15 protein-coding genes are annotated in these 18,974 nt (G+C 62.8%); 4 read left to right on the top strand and 11 right to left on the bottom strand.

From position 1 onward, the window contains the following. The first annotated feature begins 2 nt into the window (after positions 1 to 2). Complete coding sequence (gene ycaC, locus HX824_RS21540; protein WP_003207315.1) at positions 3 to 620, top strand: isochorismate family cysteine hydrolase YcaC; 618 nt, start codon at positions 3 to 5, stop codon at positions 618 to 620. 182 nt (positions 621 to 802) lie between these two features. Further along, complete coding sequence (locus HX824_RS21535) at positions 803 to 1,690, top strand: LysR family transcriptional regulator (RefSeq protein WP_003212824.1); 888 nt, start codon at positions 803 to 805, stop codon at positions 1,688 to 1,690. A 1-nt stretch (position 1,691) separates the two neighbouring features. Here the strand turns inward: HX824_RS21535 and HX824_RS21530 are convergent, their stop codons facing one another. The 11 genes from HX824_RS21530 to HX824_RS21480 form a co-directional block, all read right to left on the bottom strand. Continuing rightward, a complete protein-coding gene (locus tag HX824_RS21530) occupies positions 1,692 to 4,370 on the bottom strand; it encodes a TonB-dependent siderophore receptor (RefSeq protein ID WP_256347042.1) in 2,679 nt (892 codons plus the stop codon). Positions 4,371 to 4,406: 36 nt separating this feature from the next. Then, complete coding sequence (locus HX824_RS21525) at positions 4,407 to 4,898, bottom strand: RidA family protein (RefSeq protein ID WP_177055044.1); 492 nt, start codon at positions 4,896 to 4,898, stop codon at positions 4,407 to 4,409. 25 nt (positions 4,899 to 4,923) lie between these two features. Then, the gene (locus HX824_RS21520) at positions 4,924 to 6,498 is read right to left on the bottom strand and encodes an FAD-dependent oxidoreductase (protein ID WP_177055043.1); all 1,575 of its coding nucleotides are present in this window, start codon (positions 6,496 to 6,498) and stop codon (positions 4,924 to 4,926) included. Positions 6,499 to 6,524: 26 nt separating this feature from the next. After that, the gene (locus HX824_RS21515; RefSeq protein ID WP_177055042.1) at positions 6,525 to 8,645 is read right to left on the bottom strand and encodes a TonB-dependent receptor; all 2,121 of its coding nucleotides are present in this window, start codon (positions 8,643 to 8,645) and stop codon (positions 6,525 to 6,527) included. A 309-nt stretch (positions 8,646 to 8,954) separates the two neighbouring features. Beyond that, positions 8,955 to 9,914 carry a D-isomer specific 2-hydroxyacid dehydrogenase family protein gene (locus tag HX824_RS21510; RefSeq protein ID WP_087694855.1) on the bottom strand — a complete coding sequence of 320 codons (960 nt, stop codon included), beginning with the start codon at positions 9,912 to 9,914 and terminating at the stop codon, positions 8,955 to 8,957. Beyond that, positions 9,911 to 11,089: an acyl-CoA dehydrogenase family protein gene (locus tag HX824_RS21505; protein ID WP_003211304.1), complete on the bottom strand. Its 1,179-nt coding sequence runs from the start codon at positions 11,087 to 11,089 to the stop codon at positions 9,911 to 9,913. The genes HX824_RS21510 and HX824_RS21505 overlap by 4 nt, the downstream gene beginning before the upstream one ends. Before the next feature lie 139 nt (positions 11,090 to 11,228). After that, the gene (locus HX824_RS21500; RefSeq protein ID WP_003211303.1) at positions 11,229 to 12,233 is read right to left on the bottom strand and encodes an ABC transporter substrate-binding protein; all 1,005 of its coding nucleotides are present in this window, start codon (positions 12,231 to 12,233) and stop codon (positions 11,229 to 11,231) included. A 13-nt stretch (positions 12,234 to 12,246) separates the two neighbouring features. Beyond that, positions 12,247 to 13,590: an LLM class flavin-dependent oxidoreductase gene (locus HX824_RS21495; RefSeq protein ID WP_177055041.1), complete on the bottom strand. Its 1,344-nt coding sequence runs from the start codon at positions 13,588 to 13,590 to the stop codon at positions 12,247 to 12,249. 13 nt (positions 13,591 to 13,603) lie between these two features. Further along, positions 13,604 to 14,560, bottom strand: a complete 957-nt coding sequence (locus HX824_RS21490) for an ABC transporter substrate-binding protein (RefSeq protein WP_003211301.1) — start codon at positions 14,558 to 14,560, stop codon at positions 13,604 to 13,606. A gap of 102 nt (positions 14,561 to 14,662) precedes the next feature. Continuing rightward, entirely contained in the window at positions 14,663 to 16,243 is a 1,581-nt protein-coding gene (locus HX824_RS21485) for a rhodanese-related sulfurtransferase (RefSeq protein ID WP_177055040.1), read from the bottom strand. After that, positions 16,240 to 16,863 carry a cysteine dioxygenase gene (locus HX824_RS21480; protein WP_008434600.1) on the bottom strand — a complete coding sequence of 208 codons (624 nt, stop codon included), beginning with the start codon at positions 16,861 to 16,863 and terminating at the stop codon, positions 16,240 to 16,242. The genes HX824_RS21485 and HX824_RS21480 overlap by 4 nt, the downstream gene beginning before the upstream one ends. Before the next feature lie 220 nt (positions 16,864 to 17,083). On the opposite strand from HX824_RS21480, the gene HX824_RS21475 reads away from it, so the two are divergent. Together HX824_RS21475 and HX824_RS21470 are read left to right on the top strand one after the other, a co-directional pair. After that, positions 17,084 to 17,989: a LysR family transcriptional regulator gene (locus HX824_RS21475; RefSeq protein ID WP_008434597.1), complete on the top strand. Its 906-nt coding sequence runs from the start codon at positions 17,084 to 17,086 to the stop codon at positions 17,987 to 17,989. A gap of 107 nt (positions 17,990 to 18,096) precedes the next feature. Beyond that, positions 18,097 to 18,891 (top strand): class II aldolase/adducin family protein, encoded by a 795-nt coding sequence (locus HX824_RS21470; protein WP_063031004.1) that lies wholly within the window; start codon positions 18,097 to 18,099, stop codon positions 18,889 to 18,891. The last annotated feature ends 83 nt before the right edge of the window (positions 18,892 to 18,974 follow it).

Genomic DNA, 18,974 nt, shown 5'->3' with positions numbered 1-18,974 from the left:
TCATGACTTACAAACGCTTGAACAAAGATGACGCCGTGGTCCTGCTGGTAGATCACCAGACCGGCCTGATCTCGCTGGTGCAGGACTTCTCGCCCAACGAGTTCAAGAACAACGTGCTGGCCCTGGCGGACCTGGCCAAGTTCTTCAAGCTGCCGACTATCCTCACCACCAGTTTCGAAAGCGGCCCCAACGGCCCGATGGTGCCGGAGCTGAAAGAACTGTTCCCGGACGCGCCTTACATCCCGCGCCCTGGCCAGATCAACGCATGGGACAACGAAGATTTCGTCAAGGCAGTGAAAGCCACCGGGCGCAAGCAACTGATCATTGCCGGTGTGGTGACCGACGTGTGCGTGACCTTCCCGACGCTGTCGGCCCTGGCTGAAGGGTTTGAAGTGTTTGTGGTCACCGATGCTTCGGGCACCTTCAATGAGACCGTGCAACAGGCGGCGTGGGCACGCATGACGGCGGCCGGTGCACAGCTGGTGAACTGGTTCTCGGTGGCCTGCGAGCTGCAGGTGGACTGGCGCAACGACATGGAAGGCTTGGCGAATCTGCTGTCGCCGCGTATTCCCAACTATCGCAATTTGATGAACAGCTACTCGGCGCTGACGGCCAAATAAACCGCTCTCTGATATGCAGGTAATCCAATGTGGGAGCGGGCTTGCTCGCGAAGGCGGTGTGCCAGTCAATACATGTACCGACTGACCCACCGCCTTCGCGAGCAAGCCCGCTCCCACATTTTGATTTGTGGTGTGGCGACTGACCGGCTATAAAACAGCCCAGCGTCCACCGAGAAGCGACAATGAACCCCTTCGAAGACATGCGCCTGTTTTGCCAGGTCATGGAATCCGGCAGTTTCACCGCTGCCGCCGAGCATCTTGGCCTGTCCAAGCAATTTGTCAGCCGCCGCCTGATCCAGCTGGAAGAGCGCCTCGGCGTACGCCTGCTCAACCGCTCCACCCGCCGCCTGGACGTCACGCCGCTGGGCCAGAGTTACTACGAATCCGCCCTGCGCCTGCTCAGTGAAGTCGAGCAAGTGGAGCAGGGCATCGCCGGGCAAAACACCGAGCCCCGAGGCACCATTCGCCTGAGCGCGCCGTTGTCGTTTGCCATGGCGCACCTGGGTTGCCTGTTGCCGCTGTTCCTGCAACGCCACCCTCACGTCACCGTAGAAGTGGACCTCAGCGACCGCCCGGTAGACCTCATCAGCGAGGGCTACGACCTGGTGCTGCGCATCGGCACCCTCGAGGATTCGACCCTGATCGCCCGACGCATCGCCAGTGTGCAGCGCGTCTACTGCGCCAGTCCCGACTACCTGGCCCGCCACGGCACGCCGCAGAGTCCCGATGACCTGGCCGATCACGCATGCCTGCCTTACGGCCATGGTCGCCAGGTGCAATGGCACTTCAAGGTCGATGGCAAACCCCATACCCGCAACGTCAGCGGGCGCATGCGGGTCAACAACGGTGAGCTGCTGCGGGATGCCGCCGTGGCCGGGTTGGGCATCACCTATCTACCCCATTTTATCGTTGCCCAAGCCTTGCAGGACGGCCGCCTGGTGACGCTGCTGGAAGACTGCGCGCCCGAACCCCTGACCCTTTCCGCCGTTTACCCCCAGCACCGCCAGAGCTCGCGCCCGGTGCAGGCGTTGATCGAGTTCCTGCGTGAACGCCTGGCCGGCGGTTGTTGAATCAGAACGCGTACTGCACCCGGCTGTAGTAATACCCGCCGGTAAACCCGAACGGCGAATAGCTGCCCCAGTTATCGCCGAACGACGAGTTCTTCACGCCTATGTGATCCGGGTATTTGTCGAACAGGTTCTGCGCACCTACGGCCACCGTCAGCTGTTTGCTGATCGCGTAGGCCACGTCGAGGTCAGTGATCCACTGGGCCGAATACGTGCGGTCCAGGCTCGCGTCGCTGGAGCTGTTGACCTCGGTGTAGGTGCCGTAGCGAGTCAGGCGCAGGTTGACGTCGAAGTCGTGGATCGCCCAGTCGGCGGAGAAGATCATCTTGCTGCTGGGTGAAGTCTTGGTGATCAGTGCCCGTGACTGGCGACCCATCAACTGGAAGTTGCCCAGGGCGGCGAGCTGCGCCGGGGTGTCGTTGACGCTGAGGATCTGCGTGTGGTTGTAGTTCAGCGCCGCCGTCCATTTCACCGAGCCGTAGCGGTCGAGGTTCTGCCGGTAGTTGCCCACCACGTCCACCCCGGAGGTGCGGGTGTTGGCGCCGTTGGTGAAGTACTGCGCGCCCGCCGTGGCCGGTACGCCGATGCTGTCCAACAGGGAGGCAATGCCCGGGCCCTGGAAGCGTTCGCTGAGCACCAGGCGGTCCCGCAGGTTGATCACGTAGCCGTCCACCGTGAGGCTCAAGTCATCGCTTGGGGTCACGGCGAAACCGAGGCTGAAGTTGGTTGAGCGCTCCGGCTTCAGTGACTTGGCACCCAATGCCTGGGCGCCGGCGGAATCCACCGGCAGGATCACGTAGTTATACGACTGGTACACGCCATTGATGGTGTCGAACCCGGTGGAGCGTGCGGTGAAGATCTCGTTGGCCAGGGACGGTGCGCGAAAGCCGTTGCTCACGGTGCCGCGCAGGGCGAACACCGGGTTGAACGCATACCGCGTGCTGAGCTTGCCGCTGCGGGTACCGCCGACGCCTTCGTTGTAATGTTCGTAGCGCCCGGCCACGCCGATGTACCACTGCTCGGTGGGGTAGAACCCGAGGTCGACATAGCTGGCGACGCTGTTGCGGCTGACCTTCTGCGCGTCTTCCGGACGGATGCCGTTGGTGACCTGGGCCCCCGGATCGGGACGCTGCCCGGCACGCGGATGGCCTGCCGGGAACACGTAGCCGCCATCGATATAGGAAGCCTCGGAGCCGGCGCGGGTCTCGTAGCTTTCGCGCCGGTGCTCCAGGCCGAACGCCACGTCCAGCGGCTTGGCCAGGCCGATCTCGTAGGTGTTTTTCAGGTCGAGGTTGGTGGTGAGCTGGTCGGCGATGTAGATCCCGGAGGTGAACTTGTTCGGTGTGCTTTCGCCCAGGGACGGGTTCTGGTTGTCGTAGGTGCGCTGCTTGGCGTAGTTGCGCCCGTAGGTGCTGCTCAGGTCCCAACCCCAACCGCCGCCAAGGTCGTTGCCCTTGGCGCCGAAAGCCGATTGGAAGTCCGTCTCGTTGACCAGCCAGTACGGGCTGTAGCCATCGGGGTACCCATTGGGCCCGGTGGTGATGGTGTTGCGGCCGTTGGGCAGGCGGAAGTTCTGGCCGTCGTTGTTCTCCCGGGTGGCCAGGGTGGAAAACGAGTACAGCGTCAGGTTGTCGTTCAGCGGCAGGTCGAGGTTGTACGCCACATCGCCCAACTGGCTGCGGGGCGAGCCGTAGCCTTTGTAGGTGTGGTGGCTGGAGGTGGCTTCGCGCGGGTCGGGGGAACCGTCCGCCAGCGGGTAGTAATGGCTGCTGTAGCCGTTGCTGCCGGCCTTGTTGTCGCGCTCCTGGTAGCGGGTGTCGAGGGACACGTTGAGCACCCCGGCTTCCCCCACCTGGAAGCCATAGTTCAGCGCCTCCTGGCCGGTGCCGCGCTTGCCGTCGTAGTTCTGGCCCAGGGTGGTGTCGGAACTGCCGCCGGTGGTCTGCTTGAGGATGATATTGATCACCCCGGAAATCGCATCCGAGCCGTATTGCGCCGCTGCACCGTCGCGCAGCACCTCCACATGGTCGATGGCAGCCACCGGGATCAGGTCGAGGTCGCTGGGGGCCGCGCCGCTGTTGATGCCGTTGATGTTCAGGGTGGCGCTGGTATGGCGGCGTTTGCCGTTGACCAGCACCAGTACGTGAGAGGCGGTGAGGCCGCGTAGGGTGGCCGAACGCACCACGCCGCTGGCATCCCAGCCGGCGCGGTCGGGCAGGTTGAACGAGGGGATGAGCTTGCCCAACGCTTCGAGCAAACTCGGCTTGCCCACGGCCCGCAGTTGTTCGCCGCTGATCACATCAATCGGCGTGGGGCTGGTGGTGACGGTGCGTTGTTCGGCGCCACGGTTGCCGGTGACCACCACGGTGTCGAGGGTGGGGGAGCGGTCTTCGGCAGATTCGACGCCGAAGGACGCCAGGCCGCACGCCAGCGAGAGCGGCAGGAGTTTCAGATGATTGTACCGGTGTAGCCTTTTACGATGAGCGAGCTTGCTGTGGCCAGGGAGCTTGCTGTGGTGAGGAAGCTTGCTGTGGCGAGGGAGCTTGCTCCCGCTGGGCTGCGTAGCAGCCCCAATACGGTCTTCCGAGGAAATTGCGGAGTCAGGCTTCAGGGCCGCTACGCGCCCCAGCGGGAGCAAGCTCCCTCGCCACAAAGGTGCCGTCAGCCAGTTGAATTTTCGCATGAGAGTGGAGCTCCTTGGTCTCGAGTGATGTCCCTGTCAGTGTTTGCGCGCGGCAACCGCTTCGATTTCTACCAGCCCGCCGGGCAATGGCAACGCGACGACTTGCACCGCGGTGCGCGCCGGTTTTTTCGGCTGCTCGGCACTGCCGAAAAACGGCGTGTAGCCTTCCTGCAACCCGGCAAAGTCGAGCTTGCCGCCCTTGGCTGGATCGCCCACCAGGAATATCCGCAGCTGCACCACATCTCCCAAATCCAGGCCCTGGCCTTGCAGCACACCCTTGAGCTTGTTGAGGATCGACGTGGTCTGGATGGCCGTGTCGCCATAGGCGGCAAACGAGTCTTTTGGCGCCTTGGGGTCATGCAGGTCGGCCAGCAACCCACTCACAAACAGCAGCTCGGTCTGCGGCGGCACCGACACCGCCAATGAGATCGGGAAGTTCGAGTTCGGCAGCGGCACGCGCTTGATCTCATCGGCGTGGGCGGCAAGGGTGGTGGCGGTCATCAGCAGTCCTGCAAAAAGCGTCTTCATCGGTTCATTCCTTGAGAGAGAAAAGTCAGGCGGCGACGCCCGGTTGCTGGCGTTCGGCATGCCGGCCGATCAGCGAGACGATGCGCCGCGCCGAATCGGCGGCGCTGTTCTGCCAGATGCCGACGCCGCCGTGGGCGAGGGCGTCGCTGGCCAGGTACGTGCGGCCCTGGGGCTCGTTGAGCAGGCGGTAGGCGCTTTCGCCGACCTCGTCGTTGACGATCCACGGGCCCTTGCTGTAGCTGACTTTCGACCAGTTGATCGCCACCGGTTTTTGCAGCTTGGCGCTGTGGCCGGGGTGCAACAGCTCCACCGCCTGGCGTGAGGAGGCGAACTGTTCGGCCAGGGATTTCTGGCTGAAGGCCTGGGCCGATTCACTGGTGTTGTAGGCCGCCACCAGAATCCCCTGGGCGCTGTTGAGGCGGTCGCTGGGGTACCACAGGCCTTTGACTTCATGGTCGAGGTACGACAGGCCGCCGTAGATGTTGAAGTCGGTTTCCCAGAAGCGCGGCGCCTGCCAGGCCACCTTGTTGGCCTGGTCGCTTTGCGCGGTCTGGATCGCCTGCTTGAAGGGTGCCGTGAAGTTGGTTGGCAGCTTGGCCAGCAGCGGCAAGGGCACGGTGACAATCGCGTAGTCGGCACTCAGCACCTGGGTCTTGCCGCTGATGCGGTCGCGGTAGGTGATTCGGCTGCCTTGCTCCGAGGTCTGGATATCGCTGACTTCGGCGTTGAAGCGCACCGCATCTTTCAGATGCTCGTAGAAGGCATACGGAATGCGGTCCATGCCGCCCACCGGCTGGAACATGGTGGAGGAAAACTCCGGGATTTCATCGAACACCAGCGCGCCCCATAGCTTGGGATTAAGCAGGGTCTGCAGCTCCAGCGGCGCGCGGGTCAAGCCGGTCTGGTCGCCGGCGCCGGGCACGCGGGTGTAGCCGGAGCGCACCGAACCCTTGTATTGCAGGTCGCCGTTGAGGTCGCCGTACACTTTGAGGAAACTCAGCAACGCTTTGCGGTCATCCACGCTCAGATCCTGGTCCAACGCCTTGCGGCTGACTGTGCGGGCCAGCAGTTCCGAGAGTTGGCCGCGGGTGTCGTTGACCGCCTGGCGCAGTTGGAATGCCGGTTGCTGCGTATCCGGCCGGGCCAGGGCGTTGCGGCTGCTGTTGACCAGTACTTGCAGCTCCACACCCAGCTCGCGGCAGTAGCCGAGAATCGTCTGGTGGTGGCTGGGAATACGCGCGGGGCCGGCGTTGAAAAACTGCCCGTCATCAAAGTCGACGGTCTGGCTGACGCCGTCGTCGAAATCGACCTTGGTGCCTCGGCGCAGGGTCCAGTTGCGTCCACCCACCCGGTCGCGGGCTTCCAGGATCGTCACGTTGAACCCGGCCTTGCGCAGCTCATAGGCGCTGACCAGCCCGGAGATCCCGGCGCCGACCACCACCACCTGCTTGCCTTTGCCGGTGCTGCCCAATTGCAGCGAGGTAAAGCTCGATGCCACCGCCTGAGGCGTCAGCCCCAGCGCGCCCAATGCGCTGACAGCGGCGGAATAACCGCCCACGGCGGCAATACGGGAAATCAGTTCCCTGCGGGTAAAAGCCATGATTCGCTCCTTGAGATAGCGGTTTGTCAGAGGTCGTAGCGCACGGTCAGCAACAGGGTTCGCGGGTCGTTGACCGAGTAGTAGCGGGCGCCGCTGGAGGGCACGTAGCCCACCGACTGCGGGTAGGCGCGGTCCAGCAGGTTTTTCACCGCCAGGGTGGTGGTCCAGTGGCCGTCGCCGCTGATGTAGCGGGTGTTGGCGTTCCAGAAGGTCTGTTGCGGGATTTCCTGGATGTCGTCGTTCAATGCGTTGGCGTAGGACTTGGTCTGGAACTGCGCATCGGTGCCTGCCAGCCAGGTGCCCGGCAGCCCGGCCGGGATGGTGTAGTTCAGGCCAACGCTCGCGTTCCAGCGTGGCGAGAACACCAGTTGCTTGCCGTTGGCATCCACCCCGGCACCGCTGGCGTTCTGGAAGTCGTCGTACTTGCTTTGCAGGTAGCCGACGTTGGCGGTCAGTTGCAGGTCGCGGCTCAGGGCGGTGAGGGTTTCCAGCTCCACGCCGTAGGTGTGGGCACGGCCGACGTTGGTGCGCAGGCTCACCCCCAGCGCCGGGTCATAGGCGTTGGTTTGCAGGTCTTTGTAGTCGTTGTAGAACAGCGCGACGTTGGCCCGCAGGCGCTGGTCGAAGAAGTCGCCCTTGACCCCGGTTTCCCAGGTGGTCACGTCTTCCGGGGAGAACGCCTGTTCGGCGGCGGCCTGGGTGGGGGCGCGGTTGTCGTAGCCACCGGCCTTGAAACCCTTGGCGACGTAGGCGTATTGGTTCAGGTGCGGGGTCCAGGCGTATTCGAAGCCGATCTTCGGGCTGGTGGACTGCCAGGATTTGCTCGACTCGGCGGTGAAGTTGGTGCCGGTGATTTGCCGGTCGGTGTTGATCGCGTAGTTGGTGAAGTCGAAATTCTTGTGCTCGCGGGTAAAGCGCAGGCCGGCGATCAGCGACAGTTGTTGCGTCAGCTTGTAGGTGCCCTGGCCATACAGCGCATAGCTTTCGGTGTTGGTGGTGCTGTATTGGCCCTGGCCGATCACCCGATTGCGGGCGATGGAATAGGTAAGGTTGTCGCGGTCGGCGTCGAACTTCTCGCGGTACAGGTACACCCCGGTGCTGAAGCTGAAATCGTCGTAGTCGCCGTTGAGCTGGAACTCCTGGGTCGCATAGTTTTGCTTGTACAGGATCAGGTTGTTCTGGATCAGCGCGGCTTGCCCTGAGTTGTCGTAGTCCACCGGTTGGTGGAACGCCGAGTAGGCGGTCACCGACTTGAAGTTCAGGTTGTCATTGATCGCGTAAATCGCCCGCAGTACCGAGCTGCCCTGGTCCAGGCGGTTTTTTGGGTCGAGGCTGCTGTAGCTCTTGAATTTGTCGAAATGCCCGTTGGCGTCGAAAGGCGTGTAGCTGGTGGTGTCGCCCCGGTCGAAGGTACCGGCCAGGGTCAGTTGCACATCCCACGGCGAATCCACCGGCTTGTAGCGCAGCTTGCCGCGATAGGACTGGATGTCGACGTTGTTTACATCCTTGCCCCGGGTGGGGTCGGAGACAGTGCCGTCGCGGCTCAGGCGGATCGCCGAGAAACTGCCGAACAGCGCGTTGTCCACCAGCGGGCCGCTGATCAGCAGGCGTGCGTTCTGCGCATCGTAGTTGCCGGCGCCCAGCTCTACAAAACCACGGGTTTCCTGGGTCGGGTCGCGGGTGATCACGCGGATCGCGCCGGCGCTGCTGTTGCGTCCGTACAGGGTGCCCTGGGGCCCGCGCAGCACTTCGACACGCTCCACATCGTTGAAGTCGAGCATCGACGAAATCGCACGCGGGATGTACAGGTCATCGGCATACACGGCGACGGCGGCTTCCTGGATCGGGTCGGTTTCACCGATACCGCGAATGCCGTAGGTCTGCGCGCTGTAGGAGATCGACTGGCGGCTGAGTGTCAGGTTCGGCACCTGGCCCGAGAGGTCGCGCACGCTGTTGATCTGCTTGTCTTCCAGGGCCTTTTCATCAAACGCGGAAATCGCCAGCGGGGTTTTTTGCAGGTCTTCGCTGCGGTGCTCGGCGGTGACATTGACCACCGGCAGGGCGGTGTCGTCGGCGTGAACGGAAAGCCCGAACAGGGCGAGGGAGATGGCCAGTGTCAGGCGATTGGGTACGGCGGTAGGACTCATGATGGACCCCTGAGGTGGTTGACGGTTTAGGCAAAATTGGGCCTCCACCTGGTCAGGGGTCGGTACTGGATGTAACAGTATTTGTATAAACGCCGGGCGTAAAAGTCCGATTAGTTATAAGTTAATTATAAAAAATAGGTATGTATTGGTTTGAATGTGATGCGTAAGGCTGATGATATTTTTCAGCCGACAAAAAACAAATGTGGGAGCGGGCTTGCTCGCGAATGCGGTCGCTCAGTCAACATTGATAGTGACTGAAACACCGCATTCGCGAGCAAGCCCGCTCCCACATTTTGATCTCTGTTGGGTTTAGTAACCGCGTTGGGTATCAGCGAGGTTTTCCAGCGGCCGATCACTCAGATACCTTTCCAGATTGCCCAGGAAACTGTCCGCAATATCATGCCGGCTATTGGTCGAAATCGCCGACGTATGCGGCGACACCCTGACCCTCGGATGCCCATACAACGCATGCCCGTCCGGCAATGGCTCGGGCTCGGTCACATCCAGCGAAGCCAGCCCGATATGGCCGCTGTCCAGCGCCTCCAGCAGCGCCTCATGATCCACCAATCCTCCCCGGGCAATATTGATCAGGTGCAACCCTGGCTTGGCATTCGCCAGCGCCTCCCGATCGACGATATGCCGTGTGGCCTCGGTCAGTGGCGCTGCCAGCACCAGGTGATCGGAACGAGCAAACAGGTCATGGATATCCCGCGCCGCTTCCACACCCTCTACGTCAAACGGCGTGTCACTTTGGCGTAATGCCACCACCTTGATCCCCAACCCATGAGCCTTCTGCGCCAGGCTGCGGCCAATCGCGCCAAACCCGAGAATCCCCAGGGTGGTGCCCTTGAGCGGGCGCAACGGGGTGAACTGCCATTGGGCATCCTTTACCCAGATATCCGGCAAATGCTTGGCCGCCGCGAAGATTGCCGCGAGGGCGAACTCGGCGAGGTTTTCGGCGGCGCTGCCCCGTGAGGTGCTCACCGGCGGCCCGTTGAACAGCCACCTGGGATAGAAGTCGATGCCCGACGACACCACCTGGATCCACTGCACGCCGTACGGCCAACCCGGTGGCGGTGTGTCCGGCGCGGTGTAGCCGCGCACATTGATCGGCCGGGCCAGCAGGATATTGGCCTGGGCCGGCAAGTCGCTGGGCACACCGGCCGGCACACTGATCACCTCGGCACCGGGGTGGGTGAGGGCCAGGCGCTGGCGGATGACTTGATTGAAATCTTCGTCCAGCTGGCTGGCGATAATCACCTGGCTCATGGGCGTTCCTTGTGTCGTTGAGCGAAGACGGCCTTGCCGACGCCTTGCAGCACCGCGTCGTTCTGCGGGGTATGCACGCGGCTGCACAGCACGTCGCGGTAATGCCGCTGCAGTGGGCTGTGTCGGGACAGGCCGGGATTGCCGGACGCCTCGATGGCCAACTCGACGGCACGGATCGCGTTGCCGGTCACCAGGTATTTGATCTGTGCGGCGTGGGCTGCCGGGGTGTGCCCGTCGGCGGCGGCGTCCAGCAGGCTGCGGTTGGCAAACAGCAGAGTGTCGATATGCCCGACGGTCTCCTGAAAGCGCGGCAAGGTCGACAGCGCGGCGCCGAGGTTGGACGGCTTGCGTTGTTCCAGCCAGTCCACCAGCCAGTCGCGCGCGGCCTGGGCCACGGCGTCGTACACCGATGAGAGCAGTACCGACATCCACAGGAACCCGTCACCGTCCAGTTCCGCCTGCGGTGCGCTCCAGGGGCTGACGCTGACCGCGTGGTCCAGCGGCACCAGCACGTTGTCGAACACCACTTCATGGCTGCAGGTGGCGCGCATGCCGAGGTGGTCCCAGGTGTCGATGATGCTGATGCCGGGGCTGTCCCTGGGCACCAGCCAGGCGCCTACCAACGGGTCTTCATCGCTGCTGCGGGCCCACACGCTGAACCAGCTCAGGCCATGGCTGCCGGTGGAGTAGATCTTGCGCCCGCTGATGCGCCAGCCGGCGGCGGTACGCCGGGCGATGGTCGCGGGCAGGCCGCCACGGGCCGGGGTGCCGAGATCGGGTTCGACGCGCAGGGCATTGATCAGCGCCCCATTGCGCACAGCGTCTTCGGCGACCTGGGTGCGCAGGGCGGGCGGCCAGGTTTTGCTGTCTTGCAGGCGCGTGTGTTGCAGGTACTGCATCACCAGGATCAACGCGGTGGACGGCTCGCCCTTGGCAATCGCGCTGATGGCCTTGCGCGCCTGGCTCAGGTTGGCACCGCCACCGCCGAGGGCCTTGGGCACGGTCAGGGCGACAAGGCCGTGTTCGTGCAGCAGCTTGAAGTTGTCGTGGGGGAAGGTGCCGCTTTCATCAACGATGTGTGCAGTGGCGGCGAGCTGGGCGCTGAGGCGTTCCAGCAAGGCTTCGAAATTGGCCACTTCCACGGAGCGCAGTGACGGTTGAGAAGAAAGGCTCATGATGGGTGTACTCGTTCAAAATGTGGGAGCGGGCTTGCTCGCGAAAGCGGTGTGTCAGGTTGCACATCCGTTGGCTGATCCACCGCTTTCGCGAGCAAGCCCGCTCCCACATGGGTTATTCGGCGTTTTCGAAGGCGGGTTATATCGGCAGCAACTTAAACTGCCGATCCCACAACGGGCTGACATCCAGCCGCTCGTTCAATACCCCGGCATTGAAGAACAGGTCGGCCACTTCCTGCTGCGAAGCGATGGCCTGGTCGTTCACCTCGATCACGCTGTAGGGCTGGCTGCGGTTGTTGTACACGTCGAGGAACACTGCCTTGTCCACACCGAGCAACTTCGCCGATTTTTCAGCCCACGGCTCAGGGTTGTTGTTCATCCATTCCAGCGTGCGCGCCTGGCGCTGCAAGTAATCCTGGATCGCCTGTTTGCGCAGTGGGTCTTCCAGGGCGGCGGGGCGGGCGCCGATCAGGTAGTTGCCGGAGAGGTAGCCGAGGGCGGTTTTCAATACCCGGGCGCCGCTGCGGAATTTCGCCAGCTGGATAAACACCCCGTAGATCACCCAGGCGTCCAGCTGGCCACTCTGGAACGCGCTGAAACCGTCCTGTGGCGTGAGTGCCACGGGGGTGATGTCGTTGAAGGTCAGCCCTTGCTCCTTCAAGGCCTTGATCAAGAAGTAGTGCGAGGTGGTGGAGCGCACATAGCCCACACGCTTGCCTTTCAACTGGGCGATGGATTCAATTTTCGACTCCTTGGGAATCAGGATCACCTGGTTATTCACGTCACCTTGCAGCACCGCAATCAGCTTCGGCTCGCGGTGGCTCTGGATCGAGAAGATCGGCGGGATCTCGCTCATGCCGCCAATGTCCAGGCTGCCGGAGGCCAGCGCTTCGACGATCAGGTTGCCGCCGGCAAATTCGGCGTAGTCGACTTTATAGGGCGTGTTGGAAGTGCCGGCGTCGTCGGTGAAATACGAGTCCTGGCCACGGTAGGTGGCGACGGCCAGGGTCAGGTCCGAGAGCTTCGCAGGTGCAGCGAAAGCCCGGGGCACCAGCGACGCGAGGCCCAGGGCGCCAAGGGCAATCGAACTGGCACCCAGGAAGCCGCGACGATTGAACTGTCCGTGTTTGATCGTGTTCGTCATGGTCGTGCCCTGGTCAGATGGCGATCTGCGTTGGTTGAGTTTCGAACGGGGTGCTGTAGCGGTTCGCCGGCACGTCCAGGCCAAGGTTTTCCCGCAGGGTGGCGCCGCTGTATTCGCTGCGCAACAGCCCGCGTTGTTGCAGCACCGGCACTACCAGCTCGGTGAAGTACTGCAAGCCGTCCGGCAGCAGTGAATTGATGATGAAGCCGTCGGCCGCGCCGGCTTCGAACCAGGTCTGGATCGCGTCGGCGACCTGCTCCGGGGTACCGACAAAATCGCGCTTGGGCCGGGAGAACCGCAGGGCCACTTCCCGCAGGGTCAGGCGTTCATCGCGGGCCAGTTGCTTGATGCGGTCGGAGCCGCCTTTCTGGCTGTTGGAGCCCAGGTCGCCGAGTTCCGGGAAGGGTTCGTCCAGCGGGTACTTGCTGAAATCGTGGTCGTTGAACGGGCGGCCCAGGGCGACGATTGCGTCCTCGACGGTCACCAGCTCCACAGCTTGCTGATAGCGGCTTTCCACCTCGGCTTCGTCGCGGCCAACAATCGGCCGGATGCCCGGCAGGATCGACAACTGATCAGCATCACGGCCAAAACTGCGGGCGCGTTTCTTCAAGTCCTGGGCGTAGGCTTTGGCTTCGTCGAAGGTCTCGGCATGGACAAAAATCGCGTCGCTGTTTTCGGCGGCAAAATTGCGCCCGTCCTCGGAAGTGCCCGCCTGGAAAATCACCGGCTGGCCCTGGCGCGAGCGGGCGATATTCAGCGGGCCCTTGACCGAGAAAAACTCGCCCTTGTGCCCCAATGCATGCAGCTTGCCGGGAGTGAAGAATTCGCCGCTTTGCTTGTTGTACGCAAAGGCATCGTCTTCCCAGGAATCCCACAGGCCCTTGACCACATTCACGTGCTCCCTGGCGATGCGGTAGCGCACGGCGTGGGGCGGGTGCTCGGCCTTGCCGAAGTTGTCGGCGGTGCCGCTGAGCCACGAAGTCACCACGTTCCAGCCGGCGCGGCCGCCGCTGATGTGGTCCAGGGAGGCGAACTGGCGTGCCACTTGGAACGGTTCGGTGTAGCTCACGGTGACGGTCGCCACCAGGCCGATGTTCGAGGTCAGGGCCGCCAGGGCCGAAAGAATGGTCAGTGGCTCAAAACGGTTGAGGTAGTGCGGGCTGGATTTTTCATGGATATGCAGGCTGTCGGCGATGAACACGAAGTCGAACTTCGCGCCTTCGGCCAGTTGCGTCTGATGCTTGTAGAACCCGAAGTTGACGCTGGCATTGGGTTGCGCCTGCGGGTGGCGCCATTCGCCCCAGCCGTGACCGACGCCGTGCACCATGGCACCGAGTTTCAGTTGGCGTTTGCTCATGTTCTCTCTCCTTTTAGCGGGAAGCCTGGGTAAGCGGGGCACGTTTGGCGTTGAAGCTTTTGTCGAAGCCTTGGGAGACGTCGATGTGTTTGGTCAGCAGGCCTTCGTCCTGATAGATGTCGGCGGTGGTTTGCAGGCCGCTGATCACCGAGTCGTCAATCGCCACCGGTTGCATATGGGTGGCGTTGGCCACGGCTACGTGCACCTCCAGCGGCAAGCCGGTGATTTTGGCCATGGCGGCGGCGAACGCCTGCGGGTGATCGTTGCTCCAGCGGTAGGCGCGGTCGACCCGGGCCACGAAGTCGTCCAGCTGCACGCGCTTGTCGGCAATCGCCTTGCTGGTGGCGGCGAGGTACAGGTGATTGCTCAGCAGGTTGTTGCCGCTGGCAAGGACCCTTGCCTGGCTCTGGCTGGTGACCACGGTGGTGTAGGGGTCCCAGGTCGACCAGGCATCGGCGGTGCCGTTATCCAGCACCAGCCGTGACTCGCTGGGCAGCAGGAAGATGAACTGCACGTCGTGGGTGGAAAGGCCGGCGCTGCGCAGCGCCTTGATCGCCAGGAAGTGCCCGATGGAGCCGCGGGTGGTGACGATGCGCTTGCCCTTGAGGTCGGCAAGATCGTGGATCGGGGAATCTTTCGGAACAATCAGCGCGGTGGTGTTGCGGCCTTCGGCGTGGATGATGCTCACCACCTTCAGCGGTGCTCCGGCACCGAGGGCGAACACGTAGGGCGCGTCCCCCAGCGCGCCGATGTCCACGGCCCCGGCGTTGAGGGCTTCGCCCAGCGGTGCGGCGGCGGGGAACTCGGACCACTGGATTTCGTAGGGCACATCCCGGGTTTCGCCGGCGACTTCCAGCAGCGCCTTGATGGTGGATTTCTGGTTGGCCACTCGCAGGGGCTGCAGGTCGGCGGCCTGGCAAGTCGCACCCAGGGTGAGGGCGGCCAGTAAAAGGGCAAGGGTAAAGCGCATCAGGCGGGCTCCAGGCTAGGTCTTGCGTTCAGTCGCCTCCGCCTGGAGAAGGGGTCGGCTGGTAGTGGGAAGAGGAGCGAGCGGACTCGCTCCTGGGGGTGTTCAGATCACATAAAACCCGTGGGTGCCGTCGCGGGCCAGCTGGTCCACCAGGCCGAACTCCCAGTCGAGGTAGGCCTGCATGGCTTCCTTCGGATTGTCGGTGCCTTCGTACGGGCGGCGGTAGCGGTCGATGCGCGGTGAAGCGAGGCGGGTCTCGCCTTCCTCCAGCGGCAGTTGCGCGGCGATCCAGCTGGCAGTGCCGTCCTGCAGCAGGAACACGGGCTTGCCGGTCAGCGCTTCGACTTGCGCTACCGCGAGGCGCGCCAGCTGGCTGCTGCCACAGGTCAACACGTAGCGTTCGGCAGCAGGCACCTTGCGCAAGGCTTCGGGCAACTGCCCGCGCAACGCCCACCAGGCACCGGGAATGTGGCGCTTGACGTAGTTGGCGCTGGCGGTGAAATCCAGTACTGCGGTGTCGCCATGAGCCTGCCATTCGGCGAGGGTGTGCGGGCTGATGAGTTCGGCCTGTTGCGGCGCCGGGACGGGGGCAACCCAGGCCCCCGGTGCGCTGAAGTGTGCAGGTTGCAGGTCATCCAGCACATGCACTTCCCAACCCAGTTGTGCGAGCCAGGACGCAGACATATTGGCCCGCACGCCGTCGTCATCCACCAGTACCAGCCGGGCGCCGCGTACGCTGGCGACGTGATCGGTTTCCTGCACCAGTTGGCCGCCCGGTGTGGAGCGCGAGCCGGGCAGGTGGCCGGCTTCGAATTCTTCCGGGGTGCGTACGTCGAACAGGTAAGTGGTGCGCGCCGCTTCCTGCTGCCAGCGTTGCAGGTCGGCGAGGGTGGCACGGCCTACGCGGGCCTTGTCGGCGACTTGGCGGGCGTCCCTGGCGGCGATCTGGCGGTGTTCTTCCGAGGTCGGCGCGAAGCGTCGAGCCTGGCCGTGTTGCAGCTTCTGCCCGGCCAGGGTCCAGCCGATGGTGCCGTTGCGCAGGGCAGACACCGGGTTGGCGATGCCGGCATTGATCAGCGACTGGGTGCCGATGATGCTGCGGGTACGCCCGGCGCAGTTGACGATAATGCGGGTGGCCGGGTCCGGTGCCAGCTCACGGGCGCGCAGCACCAGTTCGGCGCCGGGCACGCTGATGCCGGTGGGAATGCTCATGGTCTGGTATTCATCGAAGCGGCGGGCGTCGAGCACCACCACGTCGGCGTTGCTGTCGAGCAACGCCTGCACTTCTTCAGCCGCCAGCGACGGTGTGTGGCGCTGGCTTTCCACCAGCTCGCCAAAGGATTTGCTTGGCACGTTGACGTCGATAAACAGCTCGCCACCGGCGCTGCGCCAACCGTCCAGGCCGCCTTCCAGCAGGCTGACCTCGGTATAGCCGAGCGCCTGCAAGCGCTGGGCGGCGATCTGTGCCAGGCCTTCACCGTTGTCGTACACCGTCACCTGGGTATCCCGGCGTGGGATGCGTGAATACACTTCCAGTTCCAGTTTCGACAGCGGGATATTCGCGGCGAACAGCGGGTGGGATTCGGCGAAAGGCGCTTCCTCGCGCACATCCACAAGGGCGACTTCTTCACGGTCCAGCAGGGCCTGGCGAATCTGGGCGAAGCTGCGGTTCGATACAGTCATGGGGCAGGGCTCTCTTTGGACAGGGCGTCTTTGGACAAATCCCAGATGTTCGGGAGAAAAGCGTTGGAATAACCGGAGATAAACAGTTTCTCGCTGCCGTCCGGCTGGTACACGGCGCGGCGCACCGCACCGATGTTGGCGCCATACACATGAATGCTGATGGACACCTGGTCACTGAAGGCATTGCTGACTTGATGGATGTCACCGATCTTCGGCGACACGGCTTCCACCTGGCCGGGTTCCAGCTGGATGCGCTTGCCGTCGGCGACCAGTGCGCCCTCGGCGTTACGCTCAAAGCCCTGGGAATACTCGGAACCGCGCAGCATGCCGATCAGCCCCCACACGCGATGGTCATGGATCGGCGTGGTCTGCCCCGGCCCCCACACAAAGCTGACGATGCTGAAGCGCTGGCGCGAATCGGCGTGCAGCAGGAATTGCTGATAACGCTCGGGGTCGGGTTGGGCAAACTCGTCCGGCAGCCAGTCATCGTGGCTGACCAGTTGCGCCAGCAGCTTGCCGCCGCGGTGCAGCAGGTCGCCTTCGCGAGGGTTGCCGTCGATCAATTCCGCCAGGGCGCCAATGAATGCTCTGAGTCTCTCCGGGTGTCGGGCCTGGGTCATGACAATTCCATCGTGGGTGGTTCGTGGTGATGGGTTTATCTAAGCATAATGTTTATAGTTAATATGCTATTTTTTAATGATTAGGTTATAGCGGAAAGTAATTTAGAACCGGTTTGAATAGCGTTAGACGTTATCGATCCGGGGGTTGGGCTATCCAGCCACCGTTTATGGAACTATGCTTTTCACACATCTTAATGACTGTTCTCTATGTGCGGCCCAAATGAAAATTGACGATATCGATGCCTTTGTCGAAGTGATTCGTTGCCAGTCCATCAGCCATGCCGCCGAGTCGCTGCAACTGACCCAGCCGGCCATTACCCGTCGCGTGCAGAACTTCGAGCAGGCGCTGGGGGTGGAGTTGTTCGACCGCAACACCAAGCCGCTCAAGCCTACTTTGATCGGAACGCGGGTGTATGAACAGTGCCGTTCGATCCTTCGGGAAATGGACGCCCTGCGGGAACTGGTGGCCACCGACGCGCCGCCCACCGGCCTGCTGCGCCTGGGGGTGCCGCAGACCATTGGCGACGTGGTGTTGCTGGACGCCCTCAAGCACCTGCGCAGTGAATTCCCCGAGCTGCGGGCCCAGGTGGCTACCGGCTGGGGCAGCCAACTGGTGGGCAAGATCGAGCGCGGCGAACTGGACGCGGCGGCGGCGCTGTTTCCGGCGGGCAAGATCTTCCCGGACAACATCGTCGGCGAGTCCATCGGCAAGATGGAACTGGTGGTGGTGTGTGCCAAGGCCCAACTGCCGAAGAAGCCCTGCAAGCTGGCGGACGTGTACCAGAATGGCTGGATCCTGAACCCGGATGGCTGCGGTTTCCGTGCCGGGTTGCAACGCACCCTGTCGGACCAGGGCCTGGCGTTGCGGGTCAACCTGGAGACCTTCGGCACCGAGCTACAGTTGGGCCTGGTGGCTGACGGCCTGGGCCTCGGCCTGGTGCCACGCCCGCTGCTGGAGCGCAGCGCCCATCGCGATCAACTGGCGGCCATGCCACTGAAGGACTTCAAGCCGGTGATGGACCTGTGGCTGATCTACCCGCATTTCCTGGGCAACCTGCAAGGGCCGGTGGACGCGTTTGGCAAGCTGGTGGCGGCGTCGTTGCACAAGGTGCGCAATGCGGCGTGATATGAAAAAAAATAATAATTAGCTTAGATTAAAATGTGCTTTTTATTATTTTTGGTCATCCCCTAGGCTTGCCTGGAAGTCCTTAAGGCCATCCAGGAAGTTTTGCCATGAGCAGCGTCACCTCGATCTCCAGTGTCTCGAACAACGTCCGCCAGCGGGTTACCCCGGAAGAGTGGGAGGTGCGCGTTAAACTTGCGGCGGCCTATCGGCTGGCGGCCTTGTACAAGTGGACCGACCACATCTACACGCACTTCTCCGCCCGGGTGCCGGGGCCTGAGGAGCATTTCCTGATCAATGCCTACGGGCTGTTGTTCGATGAGATCAGCGCTTCGAATCTGGTCAAGGTGGATATCGACGGCACGATTGTCGATGACCCTACGGGCCTGGGGATCAACTATGCGGGCTATGTGATCCACAGCGCGATCCATGGGGCTCGCCACGATTTGCAGGCCGTGCTGCATACGCATACGCGCGACGGTATTGCGGTGTCGGCGCAGAAGGACGGGTTGTTGCCGATCTCCCAGCATTCCATCGGGTTTTCCGGGCGCGTTGCGTACCACGGGTATGAAGGTGTGGCCCTTGACCTGGATGAGCGTGAGCGGTTGGTGGCGGACCTGGGGGACAAGAGTGTGATGATCCTGCGCAACCATGGATTGCTGACGGCGGGGGTGAGTGTGGAGCATGCGTTCCAGCAGCTGCAGGGGCTGGAGCGGGCGTGCAATATCCAGATTGCGGCGCAGGCGGGGGGGAATGCCGAGTTGATCTTTCCGCCGGCGGAGGTGGTGGCCAAGGTGGAGAAGCAGGCAGAAGTGTTCAAGAGCGGGGATGGGCCGGGGGTGGCGCGGCACTGGAATGCGTTGATTCGGCAATTGGAGCGTACGGATACTGATTACAAACTTTGACGTTGTGGGTTTGGTATTTTCGCTTGGTTGTGGGTGTATATCCGTTATTTAGGTAACGGCCACTATTGGTTCCGCTCTTACAG

It is taken from the genome of Pseudomonas sp. D4002, assembly GCF_013385665.1.
In the GTDB taxonomy this organism is placed as follows: domain Bacteria; phylum Pseudomonadota; class Gammaproteobacteria; order Pseudomonadales; family Pseudomonadaceae; genus Aquipseudomonas.
This window is presented reverse-complemented; position numbering and strand designations above follow the sequence as displayed.